This window comes from Pseudomonas sp. SJZ078, assembly GCF_007828255.1.
In the GTDB taxonomy this organism is placed as follows: domain Bacteria; phylum Pseudomonadota; class Gammaproteobacteria; order Pseudomonadales; family Pseudomonadaceae; genus Aquipseudomonas.
This window is the reverse complement of sequence record NZ_VIUG01000008.1, coordinates 120,139-135,183: the sequence shown is the minus strand read 5'-3', so window position 1 is coordinate 135,183 and position 15,045 is coordinate 120,139. Positions and strand designations below refer to the sequence as shown.

Annotated in this window: 9 protein-coding genes and 2 pseudogenes; 7 read left to right on the top strand and 4 right to left on the bottom strand. The window is 61.4% G+C overall.

What is annotated here, in order from left to right; translation table 11 throughout:
- Positions 1 to 86: 86 nt before the first annotated feature.
- Both FBY02_RS10330 and FBY02_RS10325 read left to right on the top strand, forming a co-directional pair.
- Positions 87 to 530 carry a cytochrome c5 family protein gene (locus tag FBY02_RS10330; protein WP_144926862.1) on the top strand — a complete coding sequence of 148 codons (444 nt, stop codon included), beginning with the start codon at positions 87 to 89 and terminating at the stop codon, positions 528 to 530.
- Positions 531 to 667: 137 nt separating this feature from the next.
- Entirely contained in the window at positions 668 to 2,590 is a 1,923-nt protein-coding gene (locus FBY02_RS10325) for an acetyl-CoA hydrolase/transferase C-terminal domain-containing protein (RefSeq protein WP_144926860.1), read from the top strand.
- Positions 2,591 to 2,706: 116 nt separating this feature from the next.
- Here the strand turns inward: FBY02_RS10325 and FBY02_RS10320 are convergent, their stop codons facing one another.
- Together FBY02_RS10320 and rep are read right to left on the bottom strand one after the other, a co-directional pair.
- Positions 2,707 to 3,279 (bottom strand): xanthine phosphoribosyltransferase, encoded by a 573-nt coding sequence (locus FBY02_RS10320; RefSeq protein ID WP_041023330.1) that lies wholly within the window; start codon positions 3,277 to 3,279, stop codon positions 2,707 to 2,709.
- Positions 3,280 to 3,334: 55 nt separating this feature from the next.
- Positions 3,335 to 5,344, bottom strand: coding sequence for a DNA helicase Rep (gene rep / locus FBY02_RS10315; RefSeq protein WP_144926857.1), 2,010 nt, complete (start codon positions 5,342 to 5,344; stop codon positions 3,335 to 3,337).
- A gap of 253 nt (positions 5,345 to 5,597) precedes the next feature.
- Here rep and FBY02_RS10310 point away from each other — a divergent pair, with 253 nt between their 5' ends.
- Entirely contained in the window at positions 5,598 to 7,262 is a 1,665-nt protein-coding gene (locus FBY02_RS10310) for a bifunctional diguanylate cyclase/phosphodiesterase (RefSeq protein ID WP_144926854.1), read from the top strand.
- A gap of 106 nt (positions 7,263 to 7,368) precedes the next feature.
- On the opposite strand, the pseudogene FBY02_RS10305 reads toward FBY02_RS10310, so the two are convergent.
- Positions 7,369 to 8,770: pseudogene (locus FBY02_RS10305) on the bottom strand (NorM family multidrug efflux MATE transporter).
- A 154-nt stretch (positions 8,771 to 8,924) separates the two neighbouring features.
- Between FBY02_RS10305 and FBY02_RS10300 the strand changes: the two are divergent.
- The 4 genes and pseudogenes from FBY02_RS10300 (at position 8,925) to FBY02_RS10290 (ending at position 13,498) form a co-directional block, all read left to right on the top strand.
- The gene (locus FBY02_RS10300; RefSeq protein ID WP_144926851.1) at positions 8,925 to 9,845 is read left to right on the top strand and encodes a LysR substrate-binding domain-containing protein; all 921 of its coding nucleotides are present in this window, start codon (positions 8,925 to 8,927) and stop codon (positions 9,843 to 9,845) included.
- A gap of 133 nt (positions 9,846 to 9,978) precedes the next feature.
- Positions 9,979 to 11,106, top strand: a pseudogene (locus FBY02_RS28735) (Cache 3/Cache 2 fusion domain-containing protein); the annotation flags it as partial.
- Between the two features lie 42 nt (positions 11,107 to 11,148).
- The gene (locus tag FBY02_RS28730; RefSeq protein WP_371921411.1) at positions 11,149 to 12,009 is read left to right on the top strand and encodes a methyl-accepting chemotaxis protein; all 861 of its coding nucleotides are present in this window, start codon (positions 11,149 to 11,151) and stop codon (positions 12,007 to 12,009) included.
- Positions 12,010 to 12,283: 274 nt separating this feature from the next.
- The gene (locus FBY02_RS10290; protein ID WP_144926845.1) at positions 12,284 to 13,498 is read left to right on the top strand and encodes an aldose 1-epimerase family protein; all 1,215 of its coding nucleotides are present in this window, start codon (positions 12,284 to 12,286) and stop codon (positions 13,496 to 13,498) included.
- Positions 13,499 to 13,504: 6 nt separating this feature from the next.
- Here the strand turns inward: FBY02_RS10290 and FBY02_RS10285 are convergent, their stop codons facing one another.
- On the bottom strand, positions 13,505 to 14,998 hold the full coding sequence (locus tag FBY02_RS10285; RefSeq protein WP_144926842.1) for a YifB family Mg chelatase-like AAA ATPase: 1,494 nt from the start codon (positions 14,996 to 14,998) through the stop codon (positions 13,505 to 13,507).
- Between the last annotated feature and the right edge of the window lie 47 nt (positions 14,999 to 15,045).

Here is a 15,045-nt window from a genome sequence, read left to right as displayed (position 1 = left end):
TTCAGTGTGACAGGCTTACCGCTATACTTGCGCCCGCCTGCAAACCGTGGCCGCAGGCGTGACTAGCCACCATTGAGGGTGTACGCGTGAACCTAATTATGAAAATGCTGGCTGTACCAGCAATTGTATTGGTCCTTCTAGGCTGTGAGCGCGCAGCTGAGCCACCTATCAGTAAAACAAGCAGCGATGCCGTTGCCGAGCGTCTTGAGCCTGTGGGGAAGGTGTGTGTTCAGGGTGAAGAATGCAAGGGCATGGAAGTGGCCGTTGCGGCCGGCGGTGGGGGCAAGAAGACGCCGGATGACGTAATCGCTAAACATTGCGGGGCTTGCCATACTGCAGGCGTGCTGGGCGCTCCGAAAATCGGTGACGGCGCAGCTTGGGGCGAACGAGCCAAGAAAGAAGGCGGCGTTGACGGTCTGCTGGCTAAAGCCATCTCCGGTATCAACTCCATGCCGCCTAAAGGAACCTGCGCCGATTGCTCGGATGAAGAGCTCAAAGGCGCCATCCAGAAGATGTCTGGCCTGAAATAAAGCCAACATCCGTTGAAAGAGCCGCTTACGAGCGGCTTTTTTGCGCCTCGGAAAACGATCATCCAGGGCTGTTCATCGCAACCAAGACCCGGCAAGCTCGGTCCAATCCACATTCACGGAATGGCTCGGAGGGTAGGATGGTGCAATTGTGTTCAATCGAGCAGGCGGTGGATGACGTCCTGGAACGCCTGCCGGCGCATATCCACCTCGGCATGCCCTTGGGGTTGGGCAAACCCAATCTGTTCGCTAACGCGCTGTACCGGCGCATTGCCCAACTGCCCGAACGACAACTGACCCTCTACACGGCTTTGAGCCTGGGCCGGCCGAACCTGGGCGATGGTTTGCAGAAGCGTTTTCTCGAGCCCTTCATCGAACGGGTTTTCGGTGACTATCCGGAACTCGATTACCTGGCCGACCTGCAGCGCGACAGCCTGCCACCCAACATCCGGGTCGAGCAGTTCTTCATGCTACCTGGCAGCCTGCTGCACAGCGCATCGGCCCAGCAGAACTACGTCAGCAGCAACTACAGCCACGCTGCCCGGGACATCAACGCCGCCGGCTTGAACCTGATCGCGCAACTGGTGGCGAGCGATCCGCAGCACCCGGATCGCCTGAGCCTGAGTTGCAACCCCGACATCACCCTCGACCTGCTGCCGATGATCGAAAAGCGTCGCGCCGCGGGAGAAACCATCCTCATGGTTGGCCAGGTCCATAGCGATCTGCCCTACATGCCGGGGGATGCGGAAATCGGCATTGATGGTTTCGATCTGTTGATCGACGAGAAGGACAATCACACGCTGTTCTCCACGCCGAACATGCCAGTGGGGTTCCAGGACCATTTCATCGGCCTGCACGCAAGCAGCCTGGTGCGTGACGGTGGCACGCTGCAGATCGGCATTGGCTCCATGGGCGATGCGCTGACAGCAGCGCTGCTGGCGCGTCAGGCGGATAACACCGGGTATCGGGCGTTGCTGGCGGACCTGAACCTCAGCCAGTGGGCACAACTGATCGAGCGTGAGGGTGGGGTCGAGCCGTTTGCCAAGGGGTTGTACGGTTGCAGTGAGATGTTCGTCAGCGGTTTGCTGGTGCTGGCGGAGGCCGGGATCATCCGGCGCAAGGTCTACCCCGATGAGCCGACCCAGGAGCAGGCCAATGCGGGTACGCTCGACGAGGCGGCCCAGCCCGACGGCGTCTGCGTCCATGGCGGCTTCTTTCTCGGCCCGCGCAGTTTCTACCAGCGCTTGCATGAGTTGCCGCAGAGCCGCCGGCTCGAATTCAACATGACCCGCATCAGCTACATCAACGAGTTGTATGGCCAGGAGCGTCTCAAGCGCTTACAGCGTCTCGATGCGCGCTTCATCAATACCGTGTTCACCATGACCCTGCTGGGCGCCGGGGTGGCCGATCAACTGGAAGACGGGCGGGTGCTCAGCGGCGTGGGCGGGCAGTACAACTTCGTCGCCCAGGGGCATGCGCTGGAAGGCGCGCGTTCCATTTTGCTGCTGCGCAGTTGGCGGGAGTCCGGGGGCGAGATCAATTCGAACATTGTCTGGGAGTATGGCCATTGCACGATTCCCCGGCACCTGAGGGACATCGTGGTGACTGAGTACGGCATCGCTGATCTGCGGGGCAAGACCGATGCCGCGGTGATCGAGGCGTTGCTGAACATCAGCGATTCACGCTTCCAACCGGGGCTGATCGAGCAGGCGCAGAATGCCGGAAAACTACCGAAGGATTTCCGCCTCGATCCACGGTTTGCCGACAACACATCGGAGCGCTTGCAGGCGATCCAGGCGCGGCATCCGAATCTGTTCCCGGAGTATCCGCTGGGCGCTGATTTCGACGGGGTGGAGCGGGACCTGTTGCGGGCGCTGAACTGGCTCAAGAGCAAGTTCAAGCTCACCGAAATGCTCGAGTTGGGCAAGGCGGCGCTGGATGCCCCGGAGCCCTCGTTGTACCCCGAGCATCTGGAGCGGATGCAACTGGCGAGCACGGAGGGGCTGAAGGAGGATCTGTTCCAGCGCTTGTTGCTCGCCGGGCTGAAGGCTACTGCGCTGTAACGACGAGCACATTCATTGTGGGAGCGGGCTTGCTCGCGAATGCGGTGTGTCAGTTGAAATGACTTTGTCTGACACGGCGCATTCGCGAGCAAGCCCGCTCCCACAGGAAAATGCGGTCAGTCGATGAAGGTTACGACCCCACCGGCCAGGGATTTCACCCGCGCCAGGGACTCGACACGATAGCCCTGGGCATCCAGTTCCGCGCGGCCACCCTGGAACGACTTCTCGATCACGATCCCCAACCCGGCCACGGTGGCGCCGGCCTGTTTGATGATGGAAATCAGCGCCTGGGAGGCTTTGCCGTTGGCCAGGAAGTCATCGATGATCAGCACCCGGTCGCTGCTGGTCAGGTGACGAGGGCTGATGGCCACGGTGCTCTCGGTCTTTTTGGTGAACGAATACACAGTCGCCGACAGCAGGTTTTCCGTCAGGGTCAGGGACTGTTGTTTGCGGGCGAAAATCACCGGCACGCCAAGGTTCAGGCCGGTCATGATGGCCGGGGCGATACCCGAGGCTTCGATGGTGACGATCTTGGTGATGCCCGAGTCCTTGAACAGTGCGGCGAATTCATCGCCGATCTGTTTCATCAGTTGCGGGTCGATCTGGTGGTTCAGGAACGCGTCGACTTTCAGGACCTGGTCGGAAAGAACGATGCCTTGCTCACGGATTTTCTGGTGCAGGGCTTCCATGAAGCCTCCTCTGATAACGCCTCAAGGGCTCTGAAGGCGGGAAAAGTAGTCGATTCTAGCGCTTTAGCATCGCTCGTATATCGGCCAAGGCGCTGTTGCCGCGAACGGCTTTTACTTCGGTCGGAGTGTCGTCGTTGCCTTCCCAGGCCAGGTCGTCCGGCGGCAGCTCATCGAGAAAGCGGCTCGGCGCGCAGTCGATCACTTCACCGTATTGCTTGCGCTTGGCGGCGAAGGTGAAGGCCAGTGTCTGGCGGGCCCGGGTGATGCCCACGTAGGCCAGGCGCCGTTCCTCTTCGATGGTGTCGGCCTCGATGCTGGAGCGGTGCGGCAGGATTTCTTCTTCCATGCCCATGATGAACACGTAGGGGAATTCCAGGCCCTTGGACGCGTGCAGCGTCATCATCTGCACGCCTTCGGCACCGTCTTCCTCTTCCTGTTGGCGCTCGAGCATGTCCCGCAGCACGAGCTTGCCGATGGCGTCTTCGACGGTCATTTCGCCGTCTTCGTCTTTTTCCAGGGTGTTCTTCAAGGCTTCGATCAGGAACCAGACGTTGCCCATGCGGTAGTCGGCGGCCTTGTCGCTGGAGCTGTTGGTGCGCAGCCAGTTCTCATAGTCGATGTCCATGACCATGCTGCGCAGTGCCGCGATCGGGTCTTCCCCGGCGCACTGCTCGCGGACCCGGTCCATGAAGCGCTTGAAGCGCACCAGGCGGTCGGTGAAGCGGCTATCCAGGTGTTCGCCCAGGCCGATTTCGTCGGTGGCGGCGTACATCGAGATCTTGCGCTCGGTGGCGTAGTTGCCGAGTTTTTCCAGCGTGGTCGAGCCGATTTCCCGGCGCGGGACGTTGATCACTCGCAGGAAGGCGTTGTCGTCGTCCGGGTTCACGATCAGGCGGAAATAGGCCATCAGGTCCTTCACTTCCTGACGGCCGAAGAAGCTGTTGCCCCCCGACAGGCGATAGGGAACCTGGTGATGCTGCAACTTCAACTCGATCAGCTTGGCCTGGTAGTTGCCGCGGTAGAGGATTGCAAAATCGCTATACGGCCGGTCGGTGCGCAGGTGCAGGCTGAGGATTTCCATAGCCACGCGCTCGGCTTCGGCGTCTTCGTTGCGGCAGCGGATCACGCGGATCTCGTCACCGTGGCCCATTTCACTCCACAGCTGCTTTTCGAATTCGTGGGGGTTGTTGGAAATCAGTACGTTGGCGCAGCGAAGGATGCGGCTGGTGGAGCGGTAGTTCTGCTCCAGCATCACCACTTTGAGCGACGGATAGTCTTCCTTGAGCAGCATCAGGTTTTCCGGACGCGCGCCACGCCAGGCGTAGATCGACTGGTCGTCGTCGCCCACCACGGTGAACTGGTTGCGCTTGCCAATGAGCAGTTTCACCAGCAGGTACTGGCTGGCGTTGGTGTCCTGGTATTCGTCCACCAGCAGGTAGCGGACCTTGTTCTGCCATTTTTCGAGGATGTCGGCGTGTTCCTGGAACAGCTTGACCGGCAGCAGGATCAGGTCGTCGAAATCCACCGCATTGAACGCCTTGAGCGTGCGCTGGTAATGGGTGTAGACGATGGCGGCTGTCTGTTCCTTGGGATTGCGGGCGTTTTCCAGGGCTTCGGCAGGCAGCACCAGGTCGTTCTTCCAGGCGCCGATCATGTTCTTGATCTCGTCGACGCCGTCGTCGCCCGCGTACTCCTTCTGCATGATGTCGGTCATCAGGGCCTTGACGTCGGTCTCGTCGAAAATCGAAAAGCCCGGCTTGTAACCCAGTCGCACGTGTTCCTTGCGGATGATGTTCAGGCCCAGGTTGTGAAAGGTGCAGACCGTCAGACCTCGGCCTTCGCCGGCGCGCAGCAGGCCGCCGACCCGTTCTTTCATTTCCCGGGCGGCCTTGTTGGTAAAAGTCATGGCGACGATGTACTGGGCACGGATGCCACAGTTCTGAATCAGGTGCGCGATCTTGCGGGTGATCACGCTGGTCTTGCCGGAGCCTGCACCGGCGAGCACCAAAAGAGGGCCGCCGACATAGTTCACGGCTTCTTGCTGCCGGGGGTTGAGTCGGGACATGACAGGGTCAGGGAGTCGTTTGCGAAAAATGGGCCGGCATTTTAACAGGCTTGGAGAATTGTGCTGCTCTGTCCGACATCAGGCCGTTTCGCTGGCCTGCTGCAGGGATTTGAGGTGAATTGGCGCTGATGTTCGGGCTGGAATGGAAAAAAATCGCCAGAAGCCTGTTTTTGAGAACTATTGGCACTGGTCATTGTCGGTCGGCAGGTCATAATGCCCAGCGCATACCTCTTGCAGAGTCTACGGAGTCAGCTTGTCCACGCCTGTCGAACCCTTGCGTTTGCTGTTATTGGCCGAAGAGCCTGAGTGGTCAGCGATATTACGCGAGTGCCTGGCGCCCATGGCGGGCTCGGTCGTGTTGATCATTGCCCCGACCTGGGAGTCGCTCTGTAGCCTGTTCGAAGACAATCGCAACGCGGTGCTGTTGACGGTCGCAGCCTTGCAACCGGCTCCCGGCCGTTGTCCTCTGCCGACTATCCTGCTGCTGGAACACGAGCCCGCGACGCTACCCGATGGCGCCAGCGACTGGCTGGTGCGTGACCTGCTCGATACCGCGACCCTGCGCCGTTGCCTGCGTCATGTGCGTGAGCGCGGCGTACTGGAAAGCACCTTGCAGCGTCTCGCCGAACAGGATCCATTGACCGGCATCGCGAACCGCCAGGGGTTCCAGACCCTGCTGGCGGCGCGCCTGGCTGAAAGCGAAGGCCGTGGCCTGGCGCTCGGTCACCTGGACCTGGACAACTTCCGTCACGCCAACGACGCCCTCGGGCATCAGGCCGGCGATCGCTTGATCCTGCAGGTGGTTTCGCGTCTCAAGGGAGCGCTTGAAGCCGGCGATCAACTGGCGCGGCTGGGCAGCGACGAGTTCGCCTTGCTGATCGATACCCGCCGGGCACCTCGGCGGGCCGAATGGATGGCCGAGCGCATCACCCAAGCCATGGCCGAACCCTACTGGGTGGACGGCGAAAGTCTGCTGATCGGCTGCAGCCTGGGCATCGCCCACGCCCGGGCCCAGGCGGGTGCCGATCCGCTGATGTGGCATGCCCACATCGCCATGCAACAGGCCAAGAGCACCCAGGGCTGCACCTTCCATGTCTTCAACGAGCGCATCAACCGCAACGCCCGCAGCCTCGCCGACCTGGAAAGCGAACTGCGCCGGGCACTGCGTCGTGACGAGCTGGAGCTTCACTACCAGCCCCGGCTGGACCTCGAAGGCGGCCACATCGTGGGTCTCGAAGCTCTGGTGCGCTGGCGTCACGGCGAACGCGGGCTGCTGCCACCGAGTGAGTTCGTGCCGCTGGCGGAGCAGAGCGGCCTGATCGTCCCGCTGGGCTACTGGGTGATCTCCCGCGCTTTGCGGGATATGCAGGCTTTGCGCGAGCGCGGGCTGGCGCCGTTGCACATGGCGGTCAACCTGTCGTTCCGGCAGTTCCAGGACAGCCAGTTGCTGCCGACATTGAGCCGGCTGATCGCCGAGCGAGGCGTCGAAGCCCAGTGGCTGGAATTCGAACTCACCGAAACCGCGGTCATGCGCCGCAGCGAACTGGTCAAGCAGACCATGGATGCCCTCGGCCGCCTGGGAGTACGCTTCTCCCTGGACGACTTCGGCACCGGCTTTTCCTCGTTCGTGCACCTCAACAGCCTCCCCATCGCCCTGCTCAAGATCGACAAGAGCTTTGTCGGTGGCATGGAGCAACGCGAAGAGAACCGCAAACTGGTGCACGCGATGATCAACCTGGCCCACAATCTCAACCTGGAGGTGGTGGCCGAGGGTGTGGAAACCCGTGAGCAACTGGATCTGTTGCGTGGCTTCGGCTGCGATCAGGTGCAGGGCTTCCTGATCAGCAAACCGTTGCCGTTGTCTGAGTTGGTGGAATACCTGACGTTCGACAACAAGTCGACGGAAGTCACGGCCTGACACAATACCCTGTGGGAGCGGGCTTGCTCGCGAATGCGGTGTATCCATCAAAGTATCCCTGACTGATGCACCGCATTCGCGAGCAAGCCCGCTCCCACAACGGGTGCTATTCGACCTGGATAGCCGCAAAACTCTGCGACCCCGACCCACTGCTGATCATCCGCTTCATCTTCCCTTCGAATGCCAGCGTCAGGCTCACCGCCGCGCAGGCCAGCCCCAGGGCCAGTCCCCACCAGACGCCGGTCGGTCCCCAGTTCAGGTGGAACGCCATCCACCAGGCCGCCGGCGCACCAATCAGCCAATAACAACCCAGGCCCACCAGGAACGTGGTCTTGGCGTCCTTGAGCCCGCGGATGCAGCCCATGGCGATGGTCTGCGTACCGTCGAACAGTTCGAACCACGCTGCCACGGCCAGCAGGCTCACCGCCAGATCGATCACCGGACGGAACGCCGGGTCGTTGTGGTCCAGGAACAAACCGATCAACTGATTCGGCAATAGCCAGAACACCATGGCGAAGGCCAGCATCACCGCAGCGCCGAAGCCAATGCCGACCCGTCCGGACAGTCGGGCCATCAGCAGTTGTCCAGCACCGTAGTGCTGGCCGATGCGCATGGTGATGGCGTACGACATCCCTGCCGGAACCATGAACGCCACTGATACGATCTGCAGGGCAATCTGGTGGGCTGCCAACGGCGTGCTGCCCATGGTGCCCATGCACAGCGCGGCGAACGCGAACAGCCCGACTTCCACGGCATAGGTACCGCCAATCGGCAGGCCCAGACGCCACAGCTCCTTGAGGTACTGGTGATTCGGCCGGAACAGCCCCTCAAGTAGCGGATACGCGCGGTAGGCCGGATGCCGATGAATATGCCAGGCCAGCGCCAGGGCCATGCAGCTGGCAACGATGGCCGTGACCAGGCCGATGCCCATCAGGCCCAGTTTCGGCAGCCCGAACATACCGGTGATGAGCGCGTAATTGAGCAGGAAATTGGCTACCGTGCCGCAGAGGCTGATCACCATGACCGGTGTGGCCCGGCCGATGGCGCTGGTGAAGCCGCGCAGGGCCATGAAGCTCAGATAACCGGGCAGGGCAAACGGTAATACCAGCAGGAACTGTCCGGCGGACAGCACGTTGGTTTCGGTCTGGCCGAACATCAGCAGCACCGGCTTGAGGTTCCATAGCAGTAACCCGGCGGCCAGTGCCATCAGCCAGGCCAGCCACAACCCGGCCTGGGTCAGTCGGGTGGCCCCCTCGATGTCGCCAGCGCCGTGACGGATCGCCACCAGCGTGCCCACTGCCGCGATCACACCGATGCAGAAAATCGACACGAACGAGTAACTCGCCGCCCCCCAGCCCGCCGCCGGCCAGGGCTTCGGGACTCAGGCGCGCCATCATCAAGGTGTCGGTCAGGACCATCAACATGTGCGCCAACTGCGAGGCAATCAACGGCCCCGCCAGCCGCAGGATGGCCCGGAGTTCGGTACGCACAGGATGCTGCATGATCATCACGCTCCATGTTCAGGCAAGGCTGTAAACCGTCGATTCTCGGCGCTTGCGGCGCTTTGCACAAAAGGATAAAAACGATGGCAGGCATGATTAAAACTCATGTATCGGCTCTTTCTGCTAGGGTGCGTCAACCCCGTTACTGGAGCGTTCACCGATGTCGCGTCGTCTTCCACCTCTTTATGCGCTGCGGGCATTCGAAGCAGCGGCGCGATACAGCTCGTTCACCCGGGCCGCGGAAGAGCTGTCGATTACCCAGAGTGCGGTGAGCCGCCACATCCGCACGCTCGAGGAGCATTTCGCCTGCCGGCTGTTCCAGCGCAACGGTCGCAACTTGCAATTGACTGAAGCCGCACGGCTGTTGCTGCCGGGCATACGCGATGGGTTCATGGCGCTGGAGCGGGCCTGCCATACGCTGTCTGGTGAGGACGGTATCCTGCGCATGAAGGCTCCCTCGACCCTGACCATGCGTTGGCTGCTGGCGCGCCTGAGTCGCTTCCGGCATTTGCAGCCGGGCAATGAGGTGCAGCTGACCAGCGCCTGGATGGACGTCGATTCGGTGGACTTCAACACCGAACCTTTCGACTGTGCGGTGTTGCTGGGCAACGGACATTTTCCAGCGGATTGGGAAGCCAGTTTCCTGTTCCCCGAGGAACTGATCCCGGTGGGCGCACCGAATCTGTTGAACGATCAACCGTGGGATGTACAGCGGCTGGCCAACGCCGAACTGCTCCATCCCACACCGGACCGTCGCGACTGGCGCAGTTGGCTGGAGCGCATGGGCTTGTCTGACAAGGTCTCGCTCAAGGGCGGGCAGGTGTTCGATACGCTGGAGCTGGGCATGATTGCGGCGGCACGCGGTTACGGTGTTTCCATGGGCGATCTGTTGATGGTGGCCGAGGACGTGGCCCAAGGGCGCCTGAGCCTGCCGTGGCCGACCGCCGTCGCCAGCGGCGAGCACTATTATCTGGTCTGGCCGAAAACCCGTCCGGGGGGTGAACGTTTGCGTCGGCTCAGTGACTTCCTGCAGGGCGAGGTCAAAGCCATGCAACTGCCCGCAGTAGAGCGTCTTGGCTGAAACGTTGCAGTACAGCTGATGGCAGCTTGATGTATTCCCTCTAAACCGCTCAAGTATTTGGCTTTGCTGCCGAACCCGTGAACATGGAACCCTCGTTCAGAAAGGGCAAACATTTACCCTACCTTGGAATTAGATGCCGAGCGTGCGACGTGATCAGGATGATCCGGTGTCTCGGCCAGGAGCCGTCATGTCTCAACCCCGTGCCCGGATCGCCTCACAGCTAGGCCTTGCCCTTGCCGTGATACTGGCGATCGTGATCTCCGGCAGTACCGTCTTCGCCTTGCGTTCGCTGGACACCGCCAACCTCGCCACGCGTGAAGAGCATCTGGCCAGCGAAGCGCGCCTGATGGCCGATCAGCTCAATACCTTCCATGGCACCTTGCGCGAAAGCACGCAGCGCTTGGCCGGCCTGTTCGAAAAGCGTTTCAGCGCGGGCCTGCAAGTGCACCCGGACCAACCGGTTACGGTGGCAGGCGTGCAGACGCCGAGCCTGAGCCTGGGCAGCGAAGTGCTGAACAATAACTTCAAGGAAGTTGACGAGTTCAAGCAGATGACCGCCGGGACCGCCACGGTGTTCGTGCGCAGTGGTGACGACTTCATCCGCGTCAGTACTTCGGTGGCCAAGCAGGACGGTTCGCGAGCCATTGGTACCGTGCTTGACCATGCCAGCCCGGCTTACGCCCGCTTGACCAGTGGGCAGAGCTATATTGGCCGCGTCTTGCTCTTTGGCCGTTACTACATGACCCAGTACAGTCCGGTGCAGGACAGCAGCGGCAAGATCATCGCTGCGCTGTATGTCGGTTTTGATTACACCGATGCACAAAATGCGCAGTTCGAAAACCTCAAGCGTTTCCGTATCGGCAAGACCGGCTCGCTGGCCCTGCTGGATGAGCAAAACAAATGGCTGGTACCGCCGGCCGGGGTCCAGGCCCTTGATGCCGCTGTCAGCACCGTCGTTGGCCTGGTGAAAGAACCGGGCAAAGGCGTGTTCTGGAGCGACACAGCCGAAGATTTCTACAGCGTCGCCGTACCGTTCGAAGGTGGGCCGTGGGCGGTGGTGGCAAGCATGCCGAAGGCCGAGATCCGCGAGGTGACCTGGAGCGTCGGTATGCAGTTGGCCATTGGCAGCCTATTGGCAATGCTATTGGCGGTCGGTGCGGCGATGTGGCTGCTGCGCAGCAAGCTGGCACCGCTGGGCGATCTGGTGCGTCAGGCCGAAGCGCTGGGCGCCGGCGACCTGAGCGTGCGCCTGAACGTGTCGAGCCATGATGAAATCGGCCAACTGTCCCGTGCTTTCAACCAGATGAGTCAAGCGCTGTCGACCATGGTCGAGCACATTCGCAAGGCCTCTCAGGAGGTCAACAGCCGTGCCCAGGCCCTGTCGGGGTTGTCCAGCGGTGCGTATGAGGGGATGGAGCAGCAGTCCGGCGAAATCACCAGCATGGCCGGCGCGGTTGAAGAGTTCAGCGCTACCTCGTTGAACATTGCCGATAACATGGGCAATACCGAGCGCCTGGCCCAGGAAAACGCCCAGCAGACGCGGATCGGTCGGACATCGATGGATGAAGCGTCTTCATCCCTGGAACAGATTGCTGGCGCGTTGAACAGCACCGCCACGGTCATCAACACCTTGGGCCAGCGTTCCCAGGAAATCGGCGGGATCGTCGGCGTGATCACCTCCATCGCCGAGCAGACCAATCTGCTTGCCCTGAACGCCGCCATCGAAGCCGCCCGTGCAGGCGAGCAAGGGCGTGGTTTCGCCGTGGTGGCGGATGAGGTCCGTAGCCTGGCCTCCCGTACCCGTCAGGCCACTGACGAGATTTCCAGCATGATCACCAGCATCCAGCAGGAAACCGGCAACGCCATCAGCACGATGGAACAGGGCAACCTGTTGATGCAGGAAGGCCTGTCGCGCAACGCCAACGTGGCTGCGGCCCTGGCACGCATTGACGAGCAAAGCCGTTCGGCCGGCCAGCAGTTCGCGGCGATCACTACCGCCACTCAGGAACAGAGCAGCACGGCGACCTTGCTCAGCAGCAACCTGCAAAGTATCGCCATGGCCAACAGTGAACAGCGCGAAGTGGTCTCGAACCTGGCGGTCACTGCCAAGGAACTGGAAAAACTGGCGCAGGACTTGCGCCAGGAAGTCGATCGCTTCCGCTAAGTCCCTATGACCACCGCCAGCAGGCTCACCCAGACCAATGTGGGAGCGAGCCTGCTCGCGATGGCGTCGGCACAGGCGACATCTGTGCAACCTGAGCTACCGCAATCGCGAGCAGGCTCGCTCCCACAGGTTTTGGGTTTCAACCGCCAAGATTTCAGCCACCCCGGATAACTTCCTCCAGTTTGCTTTTTAGGGTTATTGCCGTTTTTTGGCTTGCTGAAACGTTTCTTCAAGTCTATAAAATCCGCACAACTCCAATAAAAGGCCCAAGTCCATGACTCCGCTCAAACTCCTCGTCACTCTCGGCGCCCTGGGCGCTGCCTCCCATGCCATGGCCTGGGACTATGTCTTGCTCGACACCGATAAAGCCGCGCAGCCCTGGCAGATCACCAGCCAGCAGCTTGGCGTGAAAACCGACAAACCCTTTACCGTGACGATGCGCACCCTGCACGGTGGTCGTCAGGAAGGCGTCAGCATCGTCGACATCGACAACGGCACCATGAAGCTTTCGGTCGTCCCGACCCGGGGCATGAATGTACTGCAAGCGTCGGTCGGAAATGCACGGATGGGTTGGGATTCGCCGGTCAAGGAAGTGGTCAATCCGGCCTTTATCGAACTCAACGGTCGTGGCGGTCTGGGATGGCTCGAAGGTTTCAATGAACTGGTCACCCGGTGTGGTTACGAGTGGGTGGGGCATCCTGGCATGGACAATGGCGAACTGCTGACGCTGCACGGTCGTGCCGCTAATATCCCGGCCAATAAGGTCACCCTGCATATCGATGAAAAAGCGCCTTATGCCATCACCCTGAGGGGCGAATTGAAAGAGCAGGCTTTCAAGAAGGTCGATTTCTCGGTACAGACCGAGCTGGTCACCGAACCTGGCAGCGTGACGTTTGCCCTCAACGATACGTTGACCAACAACGGCGACTACCCGAAGGAATACCAGGCGCTCTATCACAGCAACTTCAGCACGCCGTTCCTGGAGCAGGGCGCGCGCTTCGTTGCGCCGGTCAAGCAGGTCTCGCCATTCAATGACAAGGCCAAGGGCGATCTGACCGACTGGCAAACCTACCGGGCGCCCACCAAGGATTACGACGAAACCGTCTATAACGTCGTGCCCTACGCCGACGCCAAGGGTGAAACCCTCACCGTGCTGCACAACAAGGCTGGTAGTCTCGGCGTGTCGGTGGGCTTCAACACCGCAACGCTTCCGGTGTTCTCCCTGTGGAAAAACACCGATACCCAAGGCCAGGGTTACGTGACCGGGCTGGAGCCGGGCACCAGTTTCTCCTATAACCGCCATTACCAGCGGCCACTGGGCCTGGTGCCGACCATTGCGCCGAAAGAGCAGAAGCACTTCCAGATCCACTACAGCCTGCTGGCGGACAAGGGCGCCGTGGACAAGGCGCTCAAACGCATCGATGAGATCCAGGGCGAACGCAAAACCGAGGTGCGAAACACGCCGTTGGTGGACCTGAGCAAACCGTGACACGGTTCAGGCCGTAGCAGGTCGGTATTGCAAGGCTTCGGCCAGATGCTCCCGGCTGATACGGCCCGCTTGCTCAAGGTCCGCCAGCGTCCGCGCGACCTTGAGCAGGCGATGGGCGGCTCGCAGCGACAGGGTCAGTCGCTCGCAAGCCGTTTCCAGCCAGGTTTCATCGGCTGTGGATAATGTGCAATGCCGACGCAAACCGGGCAGGTCCAGAAACGCGTTGGCACAGCCCTGGCGCGTCTGCTGGCGTTCTCGGGCTTCGGCCACCTGTTCGGCCACGGTAGCCGTGTCCTCACCCGGTTCGCATTTGGGATTCAACGCCGTGGCTTCCCGTGCGACCGTCAGGTGCAGGTCGATGCGATCCAGCAACGGGCCTGAGAGCTTGTTGCGATAGCGCTGCACCATGTCGGGTGTGCAGGAGCAACGGCCACTGGGCTCGCCAAGGTATCCACAAGGGCAAGGATTCATCGCAGCCACCAGTTGGAAGCGCGCCGGAAAGCGTACGCGGTCACGGGCACGAGACACGACGATGTGGCCCGATTCGAGTGGCTCCCGCAGGACTTCCAGGACCTTGCGGTCGAACTCCGGCAATTCATCCAGGAATAACACGCCATGGTGGGCCAGGGTGATTTCGCCCGGCTGGGGTTTCGATCCTCCACCGACCAGCGCCGGACCGGATGCCGAGTGATGGGGCTGGCGAAAAGGGCGTTGCGGCCAATGGCTCAAGGGCACGCAACTGGCGACCGATTGGATCGCCGCGACCTCCAGGGCCTCGCTCTCGGCCAATGGCGGCAGCAGCCCCGGCAGACGACTGGCCAGCAATGTCTTGCCGGTACCCGGTGGCCCGCTGAACAGCAGGTTGTGCGCGCCGGCGGCAGCGATCAGCAAGGCCCGCTTGGCCCCGACCTGGCCTTGCACTTCATTCAGGTCAGGGTAGGGCTTGCTGGCCGAGAGCAAACCGTTCGAAACGAAAGGCTCGACCGGAGCGTGACCGTTGAAGTGCGCCACCACTTCAAGCAGATGATCCACGGCGATCACTTTCAGGCCCGACGCCAGGCAGGCTTCCTCGGCGTTCGCCCGCGGCACCACCAGCATGCGTCCGGCCTTGCGTGCGGCCAGAGCTGCGGGCAATACCCCACGCACCGGTCGCACGGCGCCGGATAATGCCAGCTCACCGAGGCATTCCACATCGTCCAGCGTCAGGGTCGGCACCTGCACGCTGGCCGCCAGGATGCCCAGGGCAATGGCCAGGTCAAACCGCCCGCCGTCCTTCGGCAGATCCGCCGGTGCGAGGTTCAAGGTAATGCGCCGCGCCGGGAAGTTCAGCCCCGAATTGATGATCGCGCTGCGCACCCTGTCCTTGCTTTCCTTTACCGCCGCTTCCGGCAGACCGACCATCGTCAGTGACGGCAAACCGTTGGCGAGATGGACCTCAACGGTAACGGCGGGAGCCTCCACCCCCACCTGGGCGCGGCTATGGACAATGGCGAGCGACATGAATCGTTCCTTGAGGGGATATAAAAGACCGCATCCTGCGGTGCTTG